The organism is Streptomyces sp. NBC_01116 (assembly GCF_041435495.1).
In the GTDB taxonomy this organism is placed as follows: Bacteria; Actinomycetota; Actinomycetes; order Streptomycetales; family Streptomycetaceae; genus Streptomyces.
Genome location: NZ_CP108644.1, coordinates 902,091 through 921,653, shown reverse-complemented (window position 1 = coordinate 921,653; position 19,563 = coordinate 902,091). Strand labels below are relative to the sequence as shown.

The following is a 19,563-nucleotide window of genomic DNA, read 5'->3' as shown; positions in this document are numbered from 1 at the left end:
CTCACGAGAAGAGAGATCGTCCATGCAGCGCAGAGTCACCGTCGCCCTGCTGTCCGCCGCCCTCCTGGTGGGCACCACCGCCGGCACCGCCCACGGCGCACCGGCCGCCGCCCCCGGCGAACTGACCTCCCAGGACATCGCGACCCAGGGCGTCGGATCCCCCCACTACCGCATCCCCGCACTCACCACCTCCGTCAGGGGCACGGTGATCGCCGCCTACGACACCCGCCCCACGGTCGGCGACCTGCCCGGCAACCTGGGCGTCGTCGTACGGCGCAGCACCGACGGCGGCACCACCTGGGGGAGTCAGCAGGTCGTCCGCAAGGAGGCGGCCCCCAAGGGCTTCGGCGACCCCAGCCTCCTCGTCGACCGCACGACCGGCCGGATCTTCGTCTTCTACGCGGGCTCCGTGAACCAGGGCTTCTTCGGCTCGGCCACCGGCAACGACGAGAGCGACCCCGACATCCTCCAGGCCGACTACAGCTACTCGGACGACGACGGCGTCACCTGGACCCACCGCCGCATCACGAAGCAGGTCAAGAACCCCGCCTGGGCCGGTGTGTTCGCGGCCTCCGGCGAAGGCATCCAGGTCCGCAACGGCCCGTACAAGGGCCGGCTGATCCAGCAGTACGCCATCCGGAACAACGGCGCCAACTACGCCGTCAGCGCCTACAGCGACGACCACGGCGCGACCTGGAAGACGGGCAACCCGGTCGGACCGGGCGGCGACGAGAACAAGACCGTCGAGCTCAGCGACGGCCGGATCATGCTCAACAACCGCTCCGCGCCCTACCGGACCGTCGCGTACTCCAGCGACGGCGGCGTCACCTACACACCGTTCACCCAGGACACCAACCTGCGCGACCCGGCGAACAACGGCTCGGTCATCCGGTACGCCCCGGACGTCCCCGCCTCCCACCCCCAGGCGTCCTGGCTGCTGTTCAGCAACACCGACAGCACCGCACGGAAGAACCTGACCGTGAAGATGTCCTGTGACAACGGGAAGACCTGGCCGATCCGGAAGGTCGTCAACCCCGGCAGCGCCGCCTACTCCACGCTGACCCGGCTGCCGGACGGCAGGCTCGGGCTGCTCTACGAGCGCGACGACTACCGGCACATCACCTACGCCTCCTTCGACCTGAAGTGGCTCGGCGGCACCTGCGCGGACCTCACCATCACGCCCCCGGCCACGCTGAAGGCGGGGACGGCCACCGAGGTGACCGTGCGGGTCGTCAACCGGATGGACGTCACCCGCAGCGCGGGCACGCTCGACCTGACCGTGCCCGCCGGCTGGAGCACGAGGCAGGTGGCGTTCCCGGCGCTCCGGCCCGGTGAGGGCGCGAACATCAAGGTCCCGGTCACGGTCCCGGCGGGCGCGTCCGGCACCGCCGAACTGACCGTGACCTACCGGGCCGACGGCAAGCAGGCATCCGGAAGCCGTTCGGTGACCGTGACCCCGTAGCAGCCCCCGGCCGGGCGCCACGCCGGACGGGAGCGGATGCCGTCGAGAGGGGGCGCGCATCGCCGCCGTCGGCGCGCCGACGGCCACGGGACGGGCCCGTCATCCGAGGTAGTAGGGGCGGTTGTGTGCGGCAACGGGGGGTGACTGGAAGGTCCACGCTCCGGCAGCGGGTGTGTCGCGGACGAGACGGAGGAGGTCCCGGCCGACGTCGGCTGCCGGGTCGTGCACCGTGAGCCGGGAGCACGCGGACGCCTGGCCGCTGAGGTCGTACCAGCGATAGGGCTGGTAGACGTTCATCGGGCCGGCGAGTGCGGCGCCCGTGGAGTCGGTGCCGTACCCGGTGATCGGGGTGTTGTTCGCGGGAGAGGACGTGAGCCGGCCCAACTGGGCGCTGAAGGAGAACAGCTCGGTTTCCAGACGGGCGATACCGCCGTCGGCCGTTGCCTCGGCGGCGTGGCAGCGAATGCTCCAGGTGTCGCCCGCCGGGCCGTTGAGCGAGGGCATCTCCGCCTCGAACCAACCGGGATACTTGGGTTCCGCGTACAGGGTGCGTCCGGCGTCGATGGCCAGGGCGTTGTCGCACAGCACGTGGATACGCGCGATGCCGAGCAGCTTGGTCTGGTCCTGACCTTGGGCGTACTGCTGGTAACTCACCTCTGGGATCCGCCGCGCCGCCGCGGTCGGGTAGGCGACGATGTTGACTTCGATCTCCTGGGTGATGCCCCCGCCGGACTGGTACTGCGCGAAATACAGCTGGTAGTTCAGCGAGACCAGGCACTGGCCGTCGAAGTCCGCCGCGGTCAGGGCCGGATGGTGTTGCGCCAGTACCTCGCGCACCGGATCAGGGCCGACGAGGTAGTCCAGGCCGATGTTGTGCAGCGCCCCGTAGTGGAAGGGCAGTTGGTAGGGCGCCGCGACGGGCGGCAGGGGCAGTGGGCTCACGAGGCGGCTCCGGAGGCGCGGTCGGCGGTCACGGTGATGGGCCGGTCGCGTTCGGCCAGGTCGGCTTCGATCCGCTCGGCGCTCCGCAGGGCGAGTGCGGCCATGGTCAGGGTCGGGTTGGAGGTGGCCACCGACGGCATGCTGCCGCAGCCGACCGCGTAGAGGCCGGGGTGGTCCCAGCAGCGCTGCCACTGGTCGACGACCGATGTGGTCGGACCGGCGCCCATGATGTGGGTGCCGGCGGCGTGGCCCGCGCCCCGGTAGCCGTAGGTCCGGCCCCGGTGTTCGAACCGGCCGGGCCAGTCGGCGGCCTCGAAAACGGTGTGGTCCTCGGCGCCCAGCAGCGTGAAGATCTGGTCGGACACCGCCTTGGCCGCCGCGATGCCTTCCTTCACGTGCGGGGACAGGCTGTAGGTCACCACGGGGCGCGGCAGACCGAGCCGGTCGCGGTGGCGGGGGTCGAGAGTCACCCGGTTGGCGGGGTCGGCACTCTGCTCCATCTCGAACTGGAGCGTGAACTGCCGTCCGATGCGATCGGCCACCGCTCGCCTCAGCTCGCGGCCCCGCAGACCGGGCCGGTGAGGTCCCGGGGCACGCATCAGCTCGACGACGTCCGTGTCGACCGAGCCTTTCGCCCACACCCAGCCCCAGTTGCCGATCTCGATGCGGAACGGAGCACGCAGACGGCGGGACGGGCCGGACCGGAACCCTTCGAGGCCGGAGGTGGAACCGGGACCCCGGTAGGGGCCCACCTGCTCCGGGAGGAGTCCCCAGGTCAGCAGGACGGGATGGTCCATCAGGTTCCGCCCCACCTGTCCGCTGCGGTTGCCGAGGCCGGACAGGAGCAGCAGCTTGGCGTTCTCGATGGCGTGTGCTGCCAACACCACCACGTCCGCGTGCACCGTCCGGCGGACGGCCCCGGCCTGCCCCCTCCGCCGGACGCCGCTGGTCCGCGGATAGGTCAGGTACTCGACTCCGGTGGCCCGGCCGGCCGGGTCGACGAGGACCAGGCTGACCACGGCCCGGTCCTGGAGGGTGACCGACGGGGCCCAGCGGGCCTGCGTCTTGAGGGGGGTGTACTTGGCGTGGGAGGGGCAGTGGGGGATGCAGGACGCACTGCCCAGGCAACGGCTGCCCGGTTCGGGACGTCCGTGCGCACCGACGGGCTCGAAGCCGGCGCCGCCCCCGTAGCGAGGATCGGGGACGCCGTTGCGTCCCTGTGGGGTGCCCGCCACCCGCAGCTCCACCAGCTCCTCGCCGCCGGGCTCCCTGACCCGGCGGCCGTCCAGACGTGCGGCCATCACGGTGTCGACGCGGCTGGGAGGCAGACCTCGCATGGGGAAGACATAGCCCTCGGGGAACGGCAGGCCCACTGCGCCGCGCTGCTCGTCGACGTCCGCCGCCACCCCGATCGCGAACTCCGCCGCGCGGTAGTAGGGCTCTAGGTCCGCGTAGGCGAGTGGCCAGCTGCGGCCGTAGCCGAACGCCTCGGTGTCGAAGTCCTCGGGCAGCATACGTGGGGTGAGCCCGGTCCAGATGTTGCCGGTGCCGCCGTTGACCCGCACGTATCCGCTGGCGTACGGGAGTGTGCCGCGCTGGATCAGGTACCCCTCGGAGCGGTATCCACCGTCGTCCGTGCCGGTCAGGTCACCGACCTCGGGCCACGGGATCGCCTCGTGCGGGGAGTAGGGCGATCCGGGCACCTTGGCCGAGGCCGCCAGGAAGCGTCCCCCGGCCTCACGATGGCCCTGCTCCTGGTCGACCGCGCGGGCGCCGGCCTCCAGTACGAGGACACGGCGGCCCCGGTCGCCCAGATGCCGGGCCACGAGCGAGCCCGCGACACCACCGCCGACCACGATCACGTCATACCGGTCCTCTTCCGTCATCGCCGCCGCCCGGCTCCCGCACCGGCGGTCTCTGCCGGCTCCGCCCAGCTTCCGAAACCCGGCGCGGAGGTGCCCGGGGCGTGCCCACCGATGGCCCGCCACACCAGGGCGCCCGCGTAGGCCCGAGGCGACACCAGGAACGGCCCACCGCCCCCGGCCGGTCCCTGCCAACTGCCGGTGTACCACAGGCGGATGAGAGCCTCCGCCACTGCCACGAGCTCCTCGTCGCGCGCGTCGGGCGCCGCGGCCAGCCGCCGGTAGGTCTCGGCGCCGACCTGCTCCAGCACCACCGCCAGGAGTTCCGGCGCCAAGTCGTCCGCGCGCAGTTCCTCGACGCCGAAGCCGGTGAGGCGGCTGGAGAGCCCGAGGAACTCCTCCACCCCGCAGCCCTCGTCCCCGGCGTGCCCGTTCGCGCCCCCGGCTGAACTCACCGCGATCCCTTCGTCGACGCCGTTCCTGCGACGAGGGCCATCGGCCTGTCACGGCGATCAGCCCTGCCCCGGCGAGGAGTCGGCCATGCGCCCCCTCCGCCGTGCGGCCGGAACTCTCCCGCCATTGACCGGAATCACGATTCCACCGGTCATGCCGGGAGGGCTCTCACCGACGGATCCCCGTGGCGTCCCGGGGCGCGATCGACAGCATCACCGACAGCCACGACTGTGGACACACGGATCAGGTCGGCGCGAAGCACGACCACCCGGGCACCGCGAGCCGGGAACAGGACGTCTACAGCAGCGATCAGCGCACCGGTCGGGACAGGGGTGGCCACGTCTCTCCGGGCCCCGACACCTCAGCGGTCCGTAACATCGTGGGTGTCCGCTGGTCGGGGTGGGCGCTGCTCACGTCAGCGGGATGAGGGCGACGACGCTCTTGCCTCCGGGGTGGACGGTGACGGACGTCTCCTTGGCCAGCCTGCAGACGAGAGGCCAGCCGTATCCCCCGATGCGGTCGGCTCCGGAGGCGCCCGCATCGCAGGCGACCGGCAGGTCCGGGCTGGCGTCACTGACTGTCAGAAGGAGCCCCTCGTCGGTGATCTCGGCCGTGAAGGCGGTGAGTCCGCCGCCGTGCCGGAAGGCGTTGGTCACCAGCTCCGAGGTGACCAGCAGGGCGTCGGCCACCACCACGTCGGCTGTCAGGCCGTCGCTGACCGGTCCGCAGAACTGCGACGTCAGGAGGCGCATGACAGCGTCGCGTGCCGCGGCCGCGTTCTCCGGAACACGACCAGTGGCGGGCTCGTCCCGCCCGTCGGCAGGACTCGCACCGAAATCAGCCATCTCTCGTTCTCTCTGCATCGCTTCCATCACGTGCCCGGCCGGGCACGGGGCACACCTGGCCCCGGAGAACGCGTGCCGCTCATTCGGTGATCGCCGCGGCAACGTCGTTCACGAACCGGAAGGCACCGAGCGTCCCGGTGACCTCGAACAGGCGGCGCACCTGCACGCTCAGCGGGCCGGCGACGACCAGCGGCACCCCCGCACTGTCGTGCTTGCGCAGGCCGTGCAGCAGGGCGTGCAGACCGGAGGAGTCGGCGAAGTCCACGCTCGACAGATCCACCACCGTCCGCCGCCCTCTGCGGTCGGCCACGGTTGTCAGCGCTTCGGCCAACTCGGCGGAGCCTGCCCAGCCGTCCAGGTTGCCCCGGACCCTGACCAGCACGACACCGTCGCCGACCGCTTCCAGGAACGAACCCACATCTTCTGACCCTCCAGACGAGGGCTCTCTCATAGTTGCCACGCGGCAATCATCACAGAGACGGCAGACCGCTCCGCGACCCACCGGGGGAAAGAGGTGCGCTTCGGCGAGCGTGGCCGGGATGGGCGGGGGTAGGCGCAGCTGCATGCAGGCGGGTTTCCGCGGCATCCACTGTGATGGGAAATTCCGGCATGACGACATCCACCGAGGCTCCGGCCGCCAGACCCACCAGCGCGGCTCAAGCGGCGGATCTTCCGCAGATCGCTGACCCGCGGAAAGTAGCCCCCAGGGACGCCCGGGCGATGAGCACGATCTTCTTCGACCGGCTGCAGATCCTCGAAGAGGGCACGCACGAGTACCAGTACGCCCGCAACACTCTGATCGAGATGAACCTGTCCCTGGTGCATTTCGCGGCGAAGCGGTTCCGCAACCGTGGCAGCGGTGAGATGGAGGACATCGTCCAGGTCGGTACGATCGGTCTGATCAAGGCGATCGACCGGTTCGAGCTCAGCCGCGAGGTCGAGTTCACCTCCTTCGCGATCCCCTACATCGTCGGCGAGATCAAGCGGTTCTTCCGCGACACCACCTGGGCCGTCCACGTACCCCGCCGACTCCAGGAACTGCGCGTCACCCTCGCCAGGACCAAGGAAGAACTCGTCGGACGGCTCGACCGCAACCCCACCGTCGCCGAACTCGCCCAGTACCTGGACCTCGCCGAGGAAGAGGTCATCGAGGGCCTCATCGCCTCCAACGGGTACACCGCCGGCTCCCTGGACATGCCGATCGGTTCGGAGCAGAGCAGCGCGGACACCGTCACCTACGGGGACGTCACCGGTGGCGACGATCCTGGCATGGAACTGTTCGAGAACCTCCACGCGTTGGCTCCGCTGCTGGAGGGTCTGGCGAGCCGGGACCGGGAGATCGTGGCCATGCGCTTCGGCCAGGAGATGACCCAGTCCCAGATCGGTGTGCAGCTGGGCATCTCCCAGATGCACGTCTCCCGTCTGCTGGCCCGCATACTGATCAAGCTCCGGGAAAGCATGCTCGCCCCGTAGGGGACGGCGGCCTCCGGCGGCCTCCGGGGCAGGCACATCCCCTGCCCCGCGTTACGCCGGAGTCCGGCCGGGGGAGTCGTGGAGCGGGATTTCCACGCGCACCCGCTTACCCACGGGTTCGCGGTGGACCGAGAAGCTCTGGCAGGCCAGGAGAACGATCTCCAGGCCGTGCCGGCCCACGCGGCTGGGGTCGGCCTGTTCGGGTTCGGGGAGCAGGGTGCCCGAGTCCCACACGGAAATCCGCAGCAGGCCGCCGAATACTTCGAGGTCCACCTGGCAGGGGCCGGGAGCGTACTTGGCGACGTTCGTGGCGAGTTCGCTGACGATGAGCTGTGCCGTATCCACGGCCCGCCGGGAAACGTTCATGCCGTGCCGCGACCGCAGTTCGAGGAGGAACTCGCGTACGAAGGCACGGGTGTGGGCGATCTTCCCCGAGCTCATCTCGTAGACGGCACTTCCCAGGATCACGCCGGTGCTGGTGCCCTTTTCCTCCGGGGCCGCCGGGCCGCTCGTCGGCTGCTGCTCCATGGGACATCTCCTGCCGTTCTGCCGCGTCATGCCGTTGCCGAGTGCGTTGCGCCGTCGCCGCAGCCCCGGAGTTCCGGTGGGCGCTGGGTGAGGCGGTGAAGCAAGCGGGGTGGTCGGAAGCCCGACCCCTGGGAGACGGGGCTACCTGGTGGGGCGGGCCGGGGTGGGGTGCAGGCGGGCCGCGAAGACGATGATGTCGTCCTCCGGGTCCTTCCCGAAGGTGTCCACCAAGCTGGTGCACAGCGCTTCCGGGTCCTCCGCCGAGCCGGCGGCGGTGGTTCCCAGGAGATCGAGTCGGTCCTGGATGTCACTGCTGCGTGTTTCGATGAGCCCGTCGGTGATCATGAGGAGTCGGCTCCCCGGGGCGACGCGGTGGCCGACCGCCGGGGGTTGGGGCAGGCCCAGGCCCAGCAGCGTTCCGTGTTCGCTCAGGAAGCGGGGTGCCTCGCCCGGCGAGAGGAGCAGGGGAGGAAGGTGGCCCGCGTTGGCGACCTGGATCCCGGCATTCCCCGGCTCGACGAGCACGATGCAGACGGTCGCGGTCCATCCGGGCTGGTGCAGGCGCAGGAGGCGGTCCAGGTGCTGCAGCAGGATGTGCGGAGGATGGTCCTGCGCGGCGTATGCGCGAAGCGCGTGGCGCAGCTCGCCCATGACGGTGGCCGCCTGCAGTGAGTGGCCGACGACGTCGCCGACAGCCAGGAGCAGGCCATTGGGGGTGGCGAGGGCCTCGTAGAAGTCTCCGCCGATCTCGGTCATGGCGGTTGCCGGCAGGTAGCGGACGGCGAGGTCGGCGCCCTCGACCTCGGGGAGGGTGGCCGGCAGGAAGGTGCGTTGCAGGGTCAGGGCCAGTTCGTGTTCCTGCCCGTAGCGTTCCACGACGTCCTTGTGCTCGACGGTGAGTTCCGCGTAGAGGGCCATCACTCCGGCGTTGGTCTCCGTCAGTTCTTCGTTGAGGCGTTCCAGCTCGTCGCGTTGGGCGTGGGCTTCCTGCAGTGCGGCGATCAGGTCCCGGGTCTGCGCCTGGAGGTCGTCGATCGCGCTCGGGGGGCTGGCCGATTCCAGAAGCGCCAGGACCTGCTCTGCCTTCAGGTTCCGGGCCGCGGCCTCCGGGATCGGGCAGCTGATCTCGATCCGGCCGCCGGGAGAACGGTTCGAACGCCCCGTGTCGCCCGGGGTGGGGGAGGAAGCGTTCTCGAAGCGCGTCTGGGGCAGCAGCCTGGTGACGGCTCCCAGCGAGTCGGGGCTCGGGGTGCGGTCGTCGCGCCACTGCAGGACCGTTTGCAGGGCTGGAGGCTGCTGTTGCAGGGTGAAGGCGGCGGTCATGATGCCGGGGCGCAGGAGGTCGCGGCCCAGTTCGCTCAGCGCGGTGGCGAGCCGCACCTGGTCACGGTTGTCCAGGCCGACCGCCTGGGAGATCGTTTTGGCGTGGCGGCGCAGCGCGAAGACGTCCTGCTCGGTGCCGACCCGGGAGACGAGCAGAGCCGTGTGGTCGCGGGGACGGGGGACGGGAGCTCTCACCGCGGCCTCCTGGCGATCACCGCGCTGGCGTCGTCACGGCGCGTTCCCGCGTGGCGCAGGAGGGCGGTGGCGATCAGGGCGGGCGGGTGGTGCAGGAGACCCGCCAGATCGACCGGCCGCCATCGTTCGCTCAGACCGTCGGAGTGCATGACCAGGATTCCGTGGGAGGGCAAGTGGTGCTCGTAGGTGCGCAACTGGTGCACCTGGTGGCCGACGATCCCGGGATGCGACAGCAGGGTCGAGCGCGTCCCGGTCGTCACCAGGGCGGTGGTGATGTTCCCGACGCCGCAGAACAGCAAGCGCCCGTCCGGTTCGATCCGTGCGACGGCGATCGCGGCACCGCGGGTTCCGCGCAGTGCGCGGTGCATGTGCTCGATGGCCTGCTCGGGGGTGCGGGCTCCCCCCGTGCGGAAGGCGTGGACAGCGGCCTGGGCGGCCACCGAGGCCAGGGGCCCGTGTCCGAGGCCGTCGCACGACATCACCAGGTAGCCCTGGCCGGGGCCCGCGACGGCGGCCCGTACGGGCATGGAGGAGCGGCCTTCGATGCCCGGGCGGGTGGAGGGCCGTTGTCGGGGTGCGGCCTTTCGGCCGAACGGCTGGGTCCCCGTCAGGGCCGACCAGCTCGGCCGCACCGGGCCGTCCGGAGCGGGGGACGCCCCGTTGTCGGCCGGCGGCGCCACGGACGGCACGGTGTCCGTGTTCGTGTCCGTGCGTGCGGCCCAGGCGTCGCCGCAGACCTGCTCGCCGCCGATCGGGCGGGTGATCCCTGCCACCAGTGGCTCCCCGTTCACGGAGGGGGGCAGCGGGCGCGGCCAGAAACGGGCGAGCTGGACGGTGCCGAGCCCCGGCTGCGAGTGGATGTCGAAGGTGTCGGCCAGCCGGCCGACGGCTCCCAGCCCGATACCCAGGGTTCCGGAGGTCGACGAGCCGTCCCGCAGCGCGCGGGGCACATCGGCCATTCCGGGGCCGGAGTCCACCACGATGAGCTCCACCCCGGCGACCGCCTCGTTGCGTACCACGCGCAGCAGGACGGAGCCGTCCACCGCGTACTTGGTGACGTTGGCCGCCAGCTCGGCCACGGCAAGCACCAGTTCGGCGGTGCGCTGTTCACCCAGGCCGATACGCCGGCCCAGAGCGGCAGCGGCCCCGCGGGCCCCGTCCGGCCGGTCACGGAACCAGGCCACGTCCTCGGAGTCCACCAGCGGCAACGCTCCCGCGGCCGTCAACGGACCCACTTGGTGACGGTGACCACGGTGCCCCGGCCCGGCTGGGTATCCAGGACGAAGTCGTCCACCAGACGTCTGGACCCGGACAGCCCCAGACCCATGCCGCCGCCCGACGTCCAACCATCGGTCAGGGCCAGGTCGACGTCGGCGATGCCAGGGCCCTCGTCGGCGAAGACCAGGCGCGTACCACGCCGGCCGCGCTCCTCCACGACGGATGCGGTCATCGTCCCGCCACCGCCGTGCACAAGAGTGTTACGGGCCAGCTCACTCGCAGCGGTGATCAGCTTCGTCTGCTCCACGAGGGAGAACCGGCACTCCTGGGCGAGGGTGCGTACCAGCTGACGGGCCTGCACCACCCCGGCGTTCGCCGTGATCCGAAGAACCTCCGGACCCCGGGGCTCGCCGCTCACTGGCCGGCCGCGGCATCCGGCCTCGCGCCCTCGAAACCGGTCGTGGCACGGGCCTGCTCCAGCACCCGCAGGCCCTTGTCCAAAGTCAGCGCGGTCCTCACTCCGCCCAGGGAGAGGCCGAGCTCGACCAGGGTGATCGCCACCGCCGGGCGCATCCCCACCACGACCGTCTGCGCGTCCAGGAGACGCGAGATCGACGCGATCGTGGCGAGCATCCGGCCGACGAAGGAGTCGACGATCTCCACGGCGGTGATATCGATGACCACGCCGTGCGCGCCCGCGTCGACCACGGCGGCAGCCAGATCGTCCTGCAGCAGCATCACCGCCTGGTCGTCGAGGTCGGTCTGGATCGACACCAGCAGGACCTGTCCGATCCTCAGGACCGGAACCCGTTCGGTCACAGCGCACCGGCCTGCGGGGCCGTCCGCGACAGGGCGACACCCGAGCGGCGCAGCGCGTGCCGCAGCGCGTCGGCCAGTGTGGCCTTGGTGACGATGTCACCGAAGTCGATCCCCAGAGCCACGATCGTCTGCGCGATCTGCGGACGGATGCCGGAGATCGTGCACTCGGCGCCCATCAGTCGCGCGGCCACCACCGTCTTCAGCAGGTGCTGGGCGACCTCCGTGTCCACGGCGGGAACACCGGTGATGTCGATGATCGCCTGCTCGGAACCCGTGTCGATGAGCGCCTGCAGCATCTTCTCCATCACCACCATCGTGCGCGCCGAATCCAGCGTGCCCACCAGCGGTACACCGATCACGCCGTCCCACAGCTTCACGACCGGCGTCGACAGCTCCAGCAACTGCTCGGCCTGCGCGGAGATCAGCTCCTCACGGGCCCGCGTGTAGGTCTCGACCGTGAACAGACCCAGGGTGTCCAGCAGCCTGGAGAACTTCAGGTACGCCTGCAGATCGCCGTCCTCACCGGATATCGCCGGCTCCAGCACCTCTTTCAGGGAGAACACGCTGACCGCGGTCTCGCTGGGGCTGAAACCCTGTTGCGCACGATTGCGCGAAAGCTCGCCGAGCAGCGCCCGCACCTCACCGAACGCCTCGCTGTGTCCGTCGAGGCTTCCGCTGCCGATAGCCGACACCAGAGCGGTGTAGATCTCCTGCAGCTCACGCTGAACCTCCGCCCGGCTGACCCGCCCGCCGAGCGAGCCGGTCACCCTGTCCGCCCACTCGGCGCCGAGGTCCTCGCCCCGGACGGACAACAGAGCGATCAAACGACTTGAAACGTCCTCACCAGGCACGGGGCACATCCTCTTCACACGGAGGCCACGCAGCCTCCCCGGAATCCTATAGGCCAGAGGAGTGATCCAGGTCCGCGCTCTCCGGTGAGTCGCCCCGTCTCTCCACGGTGTGAGCCGGGTCTCGGCACCGCTCGCGCGTGGACCGCCCGGAGCTGGACGAAGAGGCGCACGGCCTCGGTGTCCCGCGCCGCGGTGAGGCCTGCCGCGACCGTCCTCCCGAGGGGGTGCCGGCCGCCGCGGCCTCTTGACCGGCCGCCGGGGCATCGGCTTAAGGTAAGCCGAGACGTAAGACATCTTACGTCTCATGTCCTGGTCCCGTCCTCGCCTTCCGGCAGACAGGCGGAAGACCGGCGTTCCGAGCGAGCTGGAGCTCTTCCATCATGTCCCTGACCGCACCGCTGCGCGGCGTCGTACCGCCGGTCTGCACCCCGCTCGACGACCGGGGCGAGGTCGACACGGCCTCCCTCATGCTCGGCGTCATCGACCGGGGCGCCACCGCCTTCCCGCAGATCCCGCTGTCCGAGGCGTCCGTCGCCTCCGTCGCGGAGCGGCTGCGCGGCGCCGGCCTGCCGCCGGTCCGATGACCGGGCGGACGACGACCGCGCGGGCGACGACCGGGCCGACGACCGGAGCCGTGGTCATCGGCCTCGATCTCGGGGGCACGAAGATCGCGGCGGCCCTCTTCGCCCCCGACGGCGCGGTGCTGGCACGGCACACCCGGGCCACCCCCGCCCGGGAAGGCGCCGCCGCCGTGCTGGACGCGCTCGCCGCGGCGGCGGCCGAGGCCGATCCCGACGGCCTGGCCTCCCTGGTGGGCATCGCCGCCGCCGGGGTCGTCGACCCCCGCAGCGGTATGGTCACCAGCGCCACCGACTCCATCCGGGGCTGGGCCGGCACCGCCCTCGGCGCCGGTCTCGCGGACCGTACGGGCCTGCCGGTGGCCTGCGACAACGACGTGCGCGCCACGGCGGGACCCGAGCTCGCCGCACTGGCCGGCGGCCACGGTTCGCTGCTGTACGCGGCCGTCGGCACCGGGGTGGGCGGCGCGCTCGCCGTCGACGGGCGGATGCTGCACGGCGCCGCCGGAATCGCCGGCCACCTCGGCCATCTGCCCAGCGCCGAGGCGGCCGGACTGCCCTGCACCTGCGGCGCCACCGGACACCTGGAGGTCATCGCCTCCGGTCCGGGCATCGCCGCCCACTACGCACGGCTCACCGGCACCCGGCCGGACCGGCTCGAAACGGTCGCCGCCCGGGCCGCCGGAGGCGAGCAGGCGGCCGTACGGGCCATCACCACCGGGGCGACGGCGGCCGGCCGGGCCCTCGGCGGCCTGGCCAACGCCCTCGGCCCCGACCGGGTCGTCGTCGGCGGCGGGGTCCCCCGGATCGGCGCGCTGTACCGCGACGCGCTCGCCACGGCCTTCGCCGCCGAACTGATGCCGCCCCTGCGGGGACTCCTCCCCGAACCCCCGCTGCACGGCGGGGACGCCGCCGTACGCGGCGCGGCGGCCCTGACCGCCACCCTTCCCCTCCACCGTCCGGGAGCTCACCGATGAACGCACAGGATCTCGCCGCCGCACTCCGGGGCCGGCTGATCGTCTCCTGCCAGGCGCCCCCCGGGGACCCGATGCGGGAGACCGCCACCCTCGTCCGCCTCGCGCTCTCGGCGGCCGCCGGCGGCGGGGCCGCGATCCGCGCCAACGAACCGGAGGTCGTCGCCGCGATCGTGGCGGCGGTCGACCTGCCGGTCATCGGCCTGTGGAAGGACGGCGACACCGGGGTGTACATCACCCCGACCGTCCACCACGCCCTGGCCGTCGCCGCGTCGGGCGCCGCCGTGGTCGCCGCCGACGCCACCGACCGGCCGCGCCCGGACGGCTCCACCTTCGCCGAGCTCGTCGCCGCCGTGCACGGAGCGGGCGCCCTCGTCATGGCCGACGTCGCCACCCTCGCCGAGGGGATCGCCGCCGCCGGACAGGGGGCGGACTTCGTCTCCACCACCCTGTCCGGCTACGTGCCGGGGACCGTGAAGCGGACCGGCCCGGATCTCGACCTCGTCGCCTCCCTGTCGGCCGCGATCTCCGTACCCGTCGTCGCCGAAGGGCGTGTCAACACCCCCGAGGAGGCCGCCGAGGCGCTCGCCCTGGGCGCCCACAGCGTTGTGGTCGGCACCGCCATCACCGCGCCCACCGCCCTGACCGCCCGCTTCGCCGCCGCGCTGGCACACGGACCCGGTGGCGGCGCGGGCGAAGCCGCCCGGGGCTGAGCCGGCAGGCGACGGCTCGCCGGTCGCGCCCCACCCCGCCTCGGGAGCGCGACCACCGGTCTGAGACGCTGTCCGGCACCTGACCAGGGTGTTCCACCCGGCGGGCCCGCCCACCGCACCTGGCCGGGTGTCGCCGGCCGCACCTGATCCACCCGCGAGGAAGACATGCAGGGAGTCCTCACCGGCTTCACGGTGATCGCCACTGTCATCGCCGTCGGGTACGTCATAGGCTGCCGCGGCTATCTGGGACAGGACGGCCGCACCGTGCTGACCCGGCTGGCCTTCAACGTGGCGACCCCGGCCCTGCTCTTCACCATGCTCGCGGGCGCCGACCTGTCCGCCCTCCTGTCGACGCGCCTGCTGGTCACGGCGACGGCCACGGCCGCCGCGGCCGGAGTCTTCGCCGTGGTGGCCGGGCTGTTCCTGCGCTGGGACGCCGGGCGGGTCACCATCGGCGCCCTGTGCTCCAGTTACGTCAACGCCGGGAATCTGGGTATCCCGATCGCCGTCTACGTCCTCGGGGACGCCTCGCTCGTCGCCCCGGTGCTGCTCCTCCAGCAGATCGTGGTGACCCCGCTGGCCCTGACCGTCCTCGACCTCGGCCGCCCCGGGGAGCCGGTGTCGGTGCTCCGGCGGCTGACCACCCCGCTGCGCAACCCGATGGCGATCGGATCGCTGGCCGGCGTCGCCGTGGCCGCGTCCGGCCGGACCCTGCCCGGACCTCTGCTGGAGCCGCTCGTCCTCATCGGCAACATGTCGGTCCCCGCGGTCCTCCTCGCCTTCGGGATATCCCTGTACGGCGGCGAGCGTCCGGGCCGGGGCGAGGACCGGGTCGCGCTGTACCTGTCCGCCCTGCTGAAGACGGTCGCCCAGCCGGTCGTCGCCTGGGCCGTCGGCGCGGGGCCGTTCGGGCTGCGGGGCGAGGCGCTGCTGGCCGTCGTCGTGATCGCGGCTCTCCCGGCCGCCCAGAACCTCTTCACGTACGCCTCGCACTACGGGGTCGCCGAGCGGTTCGCCAGGGAGTCGATCCTGCTGTCCACCGTGCTCTCGGTCCCGGTGCTGATCACCGTCGCCGCGCTGCTCGGGCGGTAGCCCCGTCCCGGCACCGGGTGTGACGCAGGCCACTCCCGGATGAGAACCCGCGGGCCCCGCCCCGCGTCTGGCCGGTGTGAGACTACGAAAGAAGCGGCCCACGGAGCCGGCCGAGGAGCAACTCCTCCGCCTGGTCGCCGACGGAGACCGCGCCGCGTTCGACGAGCTGTACCGGCGCACCTCGCCCTGGCTGGCGGTACGGCTGCGACGCCGGTGCGCCGACGAGCAGATCGTCGCCGAGGTCATGCAGGAGACCTATCTCGCCGTGTGGCGTGCCGCCGGCGCGTTCGTCGGCAGCGCCGTCGGCGGGAGCGCCGCCGGGTGGCTCTGGACCATCGCGGCCCGCCGCCTGGTCGACGCCTTCCGCCGCCGCGCCCACCACGCCGAACCGCCCGTCGCCGCCGCCGGACGCGTCACCGCCCCGGCCGCCGAGGACGAGGTGCTGGCCGCCGCCGTCGGCGGAGAGGTCGGGGACGCCCTGCGGACCCTCGCCCCGGAGCTGCGGCAGGTGCTCCAGGCCCTGGTGCTCGACGGGCTCTCGGTCCGGGAGACCTCGGTCCTGCTCGACCTCCCCGAAGGCACCGTCAAGACCCGGGCCCGCCGGGCCCGTATCGCCATGAGAAGGGCACTGGCATGAGCGTCGAGCACCCGTCGGACCGACTGGTCGACCGCTACGCGCGCGGGGACACCGACCTGCCCGCCGACGAACTGTGGGCCGTGGAGGCCCATATGGAACAGTGCGCCGGCTGCCGCGGCCGGCTGGCCCGCGCCGCGGCCGGTGTACCCGCCGTCACCGCCCTGCTGACCGCCGTCCGCGACGGCCTGGAACCGGCCCTGGACCGATCCACGCCCGCCCCGCGCCGTCGCCGCCGCCCCACGGCCTGGGCCACCCCGGTCATGGGCCCCTGGCTGGCCATGGTCATCGGCGTGAGCGTCGTCGCGGTGCTGCTGGACCGCACAGCGGGCTGGACGCGGGGCGCACCGACCGTCCTGCTGCTGGCGCCGGCCCTGCCGCTCGCCGGGGTCGCCGCGGCCTGGTCGCGCGGGCTCGACCCGGCGTTCGAACTGACCGCCGTCACCCCGCGTGCCGGGCTGTCCCTGCTGCTGCGGCGCACCCTCGCCGTGCTCGCCGTCGTCCTGCCGGTGCACCTGGTCGCCGGACTCCTGACGGGCGTCGCCCTCGCGCAGTGGCTGCTGCCCTCCCTCGCCCTCACCGCGACGGCCCTGGCGCTCGGGAGCGTCATCGGCGTCGGCCGCGCCACCGCCGCCCTCGGCGCGCTGTGGACCGCCGCGGTCCTCGTTCCGGCCGCGGCCGTGGGCCGGATCTTCCTCCTCCGGCCCGAACACCTTCCGCTCTGGGCCCTGACGCTCGCCGCGGCGGCCGGCGTCGTGCTGGCCCGCCGCGGCGCCTACACCACCCCCAAGAGCCCGCGATGACCCCCCGCAAGGAGATCCTGTTGACCGTACCGACCGACCCGACCGTCCCGACCGGCGCGCTCGACACCGCGCCCCGCGTCTACGCCCATGAGATCCGGGCCACCGGCCTCACCGTCAGGGTGGGCCGCGACCGGCTCGCCGTCGACGGGCTCGACCTCGCCCTCGGTACCGGAACCCACGGTCTGCTCGGCCCCAACGGCGCCGGCAAGACCACCCTGATCCGGACGCTCGCCACCGTCCTGCGTCCCACCGGGGGAGACCTCGAACTGTTCGGCCACTCCGTCCGCGACAGCGCCCGCCACCGCGAGCTGCGCCGCCGCATCGGCTATCTGCCGCAGGAGTTCGGCTACTACAAGCGGTTCACCGTAAGGGAGTTCGTCACGTACATGGCCTGGCTGAAGGAGATGCCCGCGCGGGACATCCCCGGCGCCGTGCAGCGCGCGGTGGAACGCGTCGGACTCGCGGACCGGGCCGACAGCCGGATGAAGGCGCTCTCCGGCGGCATGGTGCGCCGCGTCGGCATCGCCCAGGCCATCGTCAACGACCCCTCGGTGCTGCTGCTCGACGAACCGACCGTCGGCCTCGACCCGGCCCAGCGCCTCCAGTTCCGCGCCCTGCTCCAGGAGCTCGGCCGGGAGAGCTGCGTCCTGGTCTCCACCCACCTCGTCGAGGACGTCGCCGCCGCCTGCACCGATGTGGTGCTCTTCGACCGGGGCCGGCTCGTCTTCCAGGGGACCCCTCAGGCGCTGGCCGCCGCCGGAACCGCCGACCGGCCGGGCGACAGCCCCCTGGAACGCGGCTACTCCGCCCTCCTGTCCGGCTCCGACCACGAACGGGGCAGCTGGTGAACCTCCGCGTCCTGCGCACCGAACTCCTTCGCTCCGCCGCCCCCCTGGCCGGCCTCACCGTCCTGGCCGGCGGGTTCGCGTTCCTCTACGGCATCGACGGGAGCTGGTGGGGCACCTCGGTCGACTGGACCGGGCAGTGGACCTCCCTGGCCCTGTGGACCCGGGGGCTGCTCGCCTACCTGTGGCCCCTGGTCGCCGGGATCGGGGCCCTCTACGGGCTGCGGGACCACCGCTCCCGGATGCCGGAACTACTGGCCGCCACCCCCCGGCCCGGATGGCAGCGCGCGGCGACCCCGGCCGCCGCGGTCGCCCTGGCGCTGGTCGCCGGGTTCGGGGCGCTGCTGGTGTGGGGCGGCGTCCAGGTGGCGCTCGGCCCGACCACGTACACCCACCTGGGCTGGCTGCCCATCTCGGCCGTCGCGCTGCTGGCCCTGGTGGCGGCCGCGGTCTTCGGCATGGGCGTGGCACGGGCCCTGCCCTCGCCGCTGACCCCGCCGGCCGTGGCGGTCCTGTTCCTCGCCGCGACCGTGCTCCTCATGCAGCAGACCGACAGCGAACTGCCCACCGTCCGCGTCGGATCCCAGCTGCTCTCGCAGCTGTCCCCGGCGGTCGCCGAGCCGCGCCAGGTGCTGCTGACCCTCACCGGAGCCGTGCACCTGGGCCAGACCCTGTGGCTGCTCGGTCTCCTGGCCACCGGCTTCGCGCTGCTGAGCGCCACCCGTCGGCGGGGCCGCCCGGTCGCCGTGGCGCCCGTGCTCGCCGGAGCCGCCCTGGCGCTGCTGGTGCTGCCCGGCGACGCGCGCGGCGGCTACCGTATCGACCCGGCCGCGGCCGCCCCGGTGTGCGAGGGGCAGGTCTGCGTCACGGAGGCGCACCGCCACCGGCTCGACGCCCTCGCGCCCTCCGCGAACCGGGCCCTGGGCGTCCTGGACACAGCGCTCGGCGACGCGGCCCCCCGGCAGGTGCGGGAGGAGACCGCGCTCCGGGCCGTGGGCGAGGAGCGGCGGCTCGCCCCGGCAGCGGTGCTCGTGAACTTCGAGGACCCGCAGATCGGCACGGCGAAGGGTGATCAGCTGGTGCGCCGCCTCGTCGGCGAGGGTCTCGCGCCGAGTTGCCGGGCCATCACCTCCCGGGAGTTCGGCGGCGACGAGGTGCTGGTCGTGCAGAGCGTGCTGGCGAGCTGGGCGCTCGGTACGTTCCGGCCCATCGAGGCCGATGTGTACGACCGCGAGGCCTACCGGGCCTCGACGGGGAAGGCGTGGAAGCGGTTCACGGCGCTCTCCCCGGACCAGCGGCGGAGCCGGGTCGCCGAGGTGCGCGAGGCCGCCCTCGGCTGCGCGTTCACCTGGGCCGACGAGCTGGCCGGGGGAGCGCGGTGACGAGCGGTCCCCTGTTGTACGCGCGGTCGCGCCGGGCCCCGGCCGCGGCCGGAGCGCTCCTCGCCTCGGCGGCGCTGCTCGGGGCGGCCGCGGCGGCCGACGGCGCCGCCGATCCCCGGCTCGGCGTCCTGGCCGTGGCGGTCGCCGTCGCCGCGGCGGCCCCCGGGCTCGGCGGCCAGGACGCGGCGCTGGACCGGACGGCGGCGATCCGCTGGGCCCCGCTCCGGGCGGCGCACGTCCTGCTGATCGCCGCCGCCGTCGCCCTCGTGCTCCTGGCGGCGCAGGCGGCGGGGCGGGACCCGGTGACGGCGGCCTTCCTGGCCCGCGACGCCGCCGGGCTCACCGGTCTCGCGGCGCTCGGGGCCGTCGTGTTCGGTGCGGAGCACGCCTGGGCGCCGGTCGTCGGCTGGCCGGCCGTCACCTTCTTCGCACCGCCCGACCCGGGCGGGGTCGCCGGCTGGCTGCTGGCCCCGCCCGAAGCCGGGGCCGCCGCCTGGACCGCCGGCGCCCTGCTGGCGGCGGGCACCACCGTCTACGCGGTGGCCGGGCCCCGGAGGTGATGCCCGGCGGG

General features: G+C 72.9%; 22 protein-coding genes. 11 read left to right on the top strand and 11 right to left on the bottom strand.

What is annotated here, in order from left to right; translation table 11 throughout:
• Positions 1-22: 22 nt before the first annotated feature.
• Entirely contained in the window at positions 23-1,462 is a 1,440-nt protein-coding gene (locus tag OG245_RS03755; RefSeq protein WP_371622119.1) for an exo-alpha-sialidase, read from the top strand.
• Positions 1,463-1,561: 99 nt separating this feature from the next.
• Here the strand turns inward: OG245_RS03755 and OG245_RS03750 are convergent, their stop codons facing one another.
• The 5 genes from OG245_RS03750 to OG245_RS03730 form a co-directional block, all read right to left on the bottom strand.
• Entirely contained in the window at positions 1,562-2,404 is an 843-nt protein-coding gene (locus OG245_RS03750; RefSeq protein ID WP_371622118.1) for a hypothetical protein, read from the bottom strand.
• Positions 2,401-4,290, bottom strand: coding sequence for a GMC family oxidoreductase (locus OG245_RS03745; protein ID WP_371622117.1), 1,890 nt, complete (start codon positions 4,288-4,290; stop codon positions 2,401-2,403). The genes OG245_RS03750 and OG245_RS03745 overlap by 4 nt, the downstream gene beginning before the upstream one ends.
• A complete protein-coding gene (locus OG245_RS03740) occupies positions 4,287-4,721 on the bottom strand; it encodes a hypothetical protein (RefSeq protein ID WP_371622116.1) in 435 nt (144 codons plus the stop codon). Before OG245_RS03740 ends, OG245_RS03745 begins: the two co-directional genes overlap by 4 nt.
• A gap of 408 nt (positions 4,722-5,129) precedes the next feature.
• Positions 5,130-5,564 carry an ATP-binding protein gene (locus OG245_RS03735; RefSeq protein WP_371622115.1) on the bottom strand — a complete coding sequence of 145 codons (435 nt, stop codon included), beginning with the start codon at positions 5,562-5,564 and terminating at the stop codon, positions 5,130-5,132.
• Between the two features lie 79 nt (positions 5,565-5,643).
• The gene (locus tag OG245_RS03730) at positions 5,644-5,982 is read right to left on the bottom strand and encodes an STAS domain-containing protein (protein ID WP_371622114.1); all 339 of its coding nucleotides are present in this window, start codon (positions 5,980-5,982) and stop codon (positions 5,644-5,646) included.
• Positions 5,983-6,173: 191 nt separating this feature from the next.
• On the opposite strand from OG245_RS03730, the gene OG245_RS03725 reads away from it, so the two are divergent.
• On the top strand, positions 6,174-7,037 hold the full coding sequence (locus OG245_RS03725) for an RNA polymerase sigma factor SigF (RefSeq protein ID WP_371622113.1): 864 nt from the start codon (positions 6,174-6,176) through the stop codon (positions 7,035-7,037).
• Between the two features lie 51 nt (positions 7,038-7,088).
• Here the strand turns inward: OG245_RS03725 and OG245_RS03720 are convergent, their stop codons facing one another.
• From OG245_RS03720 to OG245_RS03695, 6 genes are all read right to left on the bottom strand, one after another.
• Positions 7,089-7,565: an ATP-binding protein gene (locus tag OG245_RS03720; RefSeq protein ID WP_371622112.1), complete on the bottom strand. Its 477-nt coding sequence runs from the start codon at positions 7,563-7,565 to the stop codon at positions 7,089-7,091.
• Between the two features lie 141 nt (positions 7,566-7,706).
• Complete coding sequence (locus OG245_RS03715) at positions 7,707-9,083, bottom strand: PP2C family protein-serine/threonine phosphatase (protein ID WP_371622111.1); 1,377 nt, start codon at positions 9,081-9,083, stop codon at positions 7,707-7,709.
• Positions 9,080-10,318, bottom strand: a complete 1,239-nt coding sequence (locus tag OG245_RS03710; protein ID WP_371622110.1) for an ATP-binding SpoIIE family protein phosphatase — start codon at positions 10,316-10,318, stop codon at positions 9,080-9,082. Before OG245_RS03710 ends, OG245_RS03715 begins: the two co-directional genes overlap by 4 nt.
• On the bottom strand, positions 10,306-10,719 hold the full coding sequence (locus OG245_RS03705; RefSeq protein ID WP_371622109.1) for an anti-sigma regulatory factor: 414 nt from the start codon (positions 10,717-10,719) through the stop codon (positions 10,306-10,308). Before OG245_RS03705 ends, OG245_RS03710 begins: the two co-directional genes overlap by 13 nt.
• A complete protein-coding gene (locus OG245_RS03700; RefSeq protein ID WP_371622108.1) occupies positions 10,716-11,120 on the bottom strand; it encodes an STAS domain-containing protein in 405 nt (134 codons plus the stop codon). Before OG245_RS03700 ends, OG245_RS03705 begins: the two co-directional genes overlap by 4 nt.
• A complete protein-coding gene (locus tag OG245_RS03695; protein WP_371627798.1) occupies positions 11,117-11,980 on the bottom strand; it encodes an STAS domain-containing protein in 864 nt (287 codons plus the stop codon). The genes OG245_RS03700 and OG245_RS03695 overlap by 4 nt, the downstream gene beginning before the upstream one ends.
• 371 nt (positions 11,981-12,351) lie before the next feature.
• Here OG245_RS03695 and OG245_RS03690 point away from each other — a divergent pair, with 371 nt between their 5' ends.
• The 9 genes from OG245_RS03690 (at position 12,352) to OG245_RS03650 (ending at position 19,552) form a co-directional block, all read left to right on the top strand.
• Positions 12,352-12,555, top strand: coding sequence for a hypothetical protein (locus tag OG245_RS03690; RefSeq protein ID WP_371628101.1), 204 nt, complete (start codon positions 12,352-12,354; stop codon positions 12,553-12,555).
• Positions 12,552-13,526, top strand: coding sequence for an ROK family protein (locus OG245_RS03685; protein WP_371622107.1), 975 nt, complete (start codon positions 12,552-12,554; stop codon positions 13,524-13,526). The genes OG245_RS03690 and OG245_RS03685 overlap by 4 nt, the downstream gene beginning before the upstream one ends.
• Entirely contained in the window at positions 13,523-14,236 is a 714-nt protein-coding gene (locus OG245_RS03680) for an N-acetylmannosamine-6-phosphate 2-epimerase (RefSeq protein WP_371622106.1), read from the top strand. Before OG245_RS03685 ends, OG245_RS03680 begins: the two co-directional genes overlap by 4 nt.
• Before the next feature lie 165 nt (positions 14,237-14,401).
• Entirely contained in the window at positions 14,402-15,328 is a 927-nt protein-coding gene (locus tag OG245_RS03675; RefSeq protein WP_371622105.1) for an AEC family transporter, read from the top strand.
• Between the two features lie 76 nt (positions 15,329-15,404).
• Positions 15,405-15,965: an RNA polymerase sigma factor gene (locus OG245_RS03670; protein WP_371622104.1), complete on the top strand. Its 561-nt coding sequence runs from the start codon at positions 15,405-15,407 to the stop codon at positions 15,963-15,965.
• Positions 15,962-16,765 (top strand): zf-HC2 domain-containing protein, encoded by an 804-nt coding sequence (locus OG245_RS03665; RefSeq protein WP_371622103.1) that lies wholly within the window; start codon positions 15,962-15,964, stop codon positions 16,763-16,765. Before OG245_RS03670 ends, OG245_RS03665 begins: the two co-directional genes overlap by 4 nt.
• Positions 16,762-17,613, top strand: coding sequence for an ABC transporter ATP-binding protein (locus OG245_RS03660; protein WP_371622102.1), 852 nt, complete (start codon positions 16,762-16,764; stop codon positions 17,611-17,613). Before OG245_RS03665 ends, OG245_RS03660 begins: the two co-directional genes overlap by 4 nt.
• Positions 17,610-18,992 carry a hypothetical protein gene (locus tag OG245_RS03655; protein WP_371622101.1) on the top strand — a complete coding sequence of 461 codons (1,383 nt, stop codon included), beginning with the start codon at positions 17,610-17,612 and terminating at the stop codon, positions 18,990-18,992. The genes OG245_RS03660 and OG245_RS03655 overlap by 4 nt, the downstream gene beginning before the upstream one ends.
• Entirely contained in the window at positions 18,989-19,552 is a 564-nt protein-coding gene (locus OG245_RS03650) for a hypothetical protein (RefSeq protein ID WP_371622100.1), read from the top strand. The genes OG245_RS03655 and OG245_RS03650 overlap by 4 nt, the downstream gene beginning before the upstream one ends.
• The last annotated feature ends 11 nt before the right edge of the window (positions 19,553-19,563 follow it).

What these genes read in the sequence shown, in the direction of transcription:
- OG245_RS03755 (WP_371622119.1), top strand. Translation starts at nt 23, where the DNA reads ATGCAGCGCAGAGTCACCGTCGCCCTGCTGTCCGCCGCCCTCCTGGTG.
- OG245_RS03745 (WP_371622117.1), bottom strand. Translation starts at nt 4,290, where the DNA reads ATGACGGAAGAGGACCGGTATGACGTGATCGTGGTCGGCGGTGGTGTC.
- OG245_RS03735 (WP_371622115.1), bottom strand. Translation starts at nt 5,564, where the DNA reads ATGGCTGATTTCGGTGCGAGTCCTGCCGACGGGCGGGACGAGCCCGCC.
- OG245_RS03725 (WP_371622113.1), top strand. Translation starts at nt 6,174, where the DNA reads ATGACGACATCCACCGAGGCTCCGGCCGCCAGACCCACCAGCGCGGCT.
- OG245_RS03720 (WP_371622112.1), bottom strand. Translation starts at nt 7,565, where the DNA reads ATGGAGCAGCAGCCGACGAGCGGCCCGGCGGCCCCGGAGGAAAAGGGC.
- OG245_RS03695 (WP_371627798.1), bottom strand. Translation starts at nt 11,980, where the DNA reads ATGTGCCCCGTGCCTGGTGAGGACGTTTCAAGTCGTTTGATCGCTCTG.
- OG245_RS03690 (WP_371628101.1), top strand. Translation starts at nt 12,352, where the DNA reads ATGTCCCTGACCGCACCGCTGCGCGGCGTCGTACCGCCGGTCTGCACC.
- OG245_RS03685 (WP_371622107.1), top strand. Translation starts at nt 12,552, where the DNA reads ATGACCGGGCGGACGACGACCGCGCGGGCGACGACCGGGCCGACGACC.
- OG245_RS03680 (WP_371622106.1), top strand. Translation starts at nt 13,523, where the DNA reads ATGAACGCACAGGATCTCGCCGCCGCACTCCGGGGCCGGCTGATCGTC.
- OG245_RS03675 (WP_371622105.1), top strand. Translation starts at nt 14,402, where the DNA reads ATGCAGGGAGTCCTCACCGGCTTCACGGTGATCGCCACTGTCATCGCC.
- OG245_RS03665 (WP_371622103.1), top strand. Translation starts at nt 15,962, where the DNA reads ATGAGCGTCGAGCACCCGTCGGACCGACTGGTCGACCGCTACGCGCGC.
- OG245_RS03660 (WP_371622102.1), top strand. Translation starts at nt 16,762, where the DNA reads ATGACCCCCCGCAAGGAGATCCTGTTGACCGTACCGACCGACCCGACC.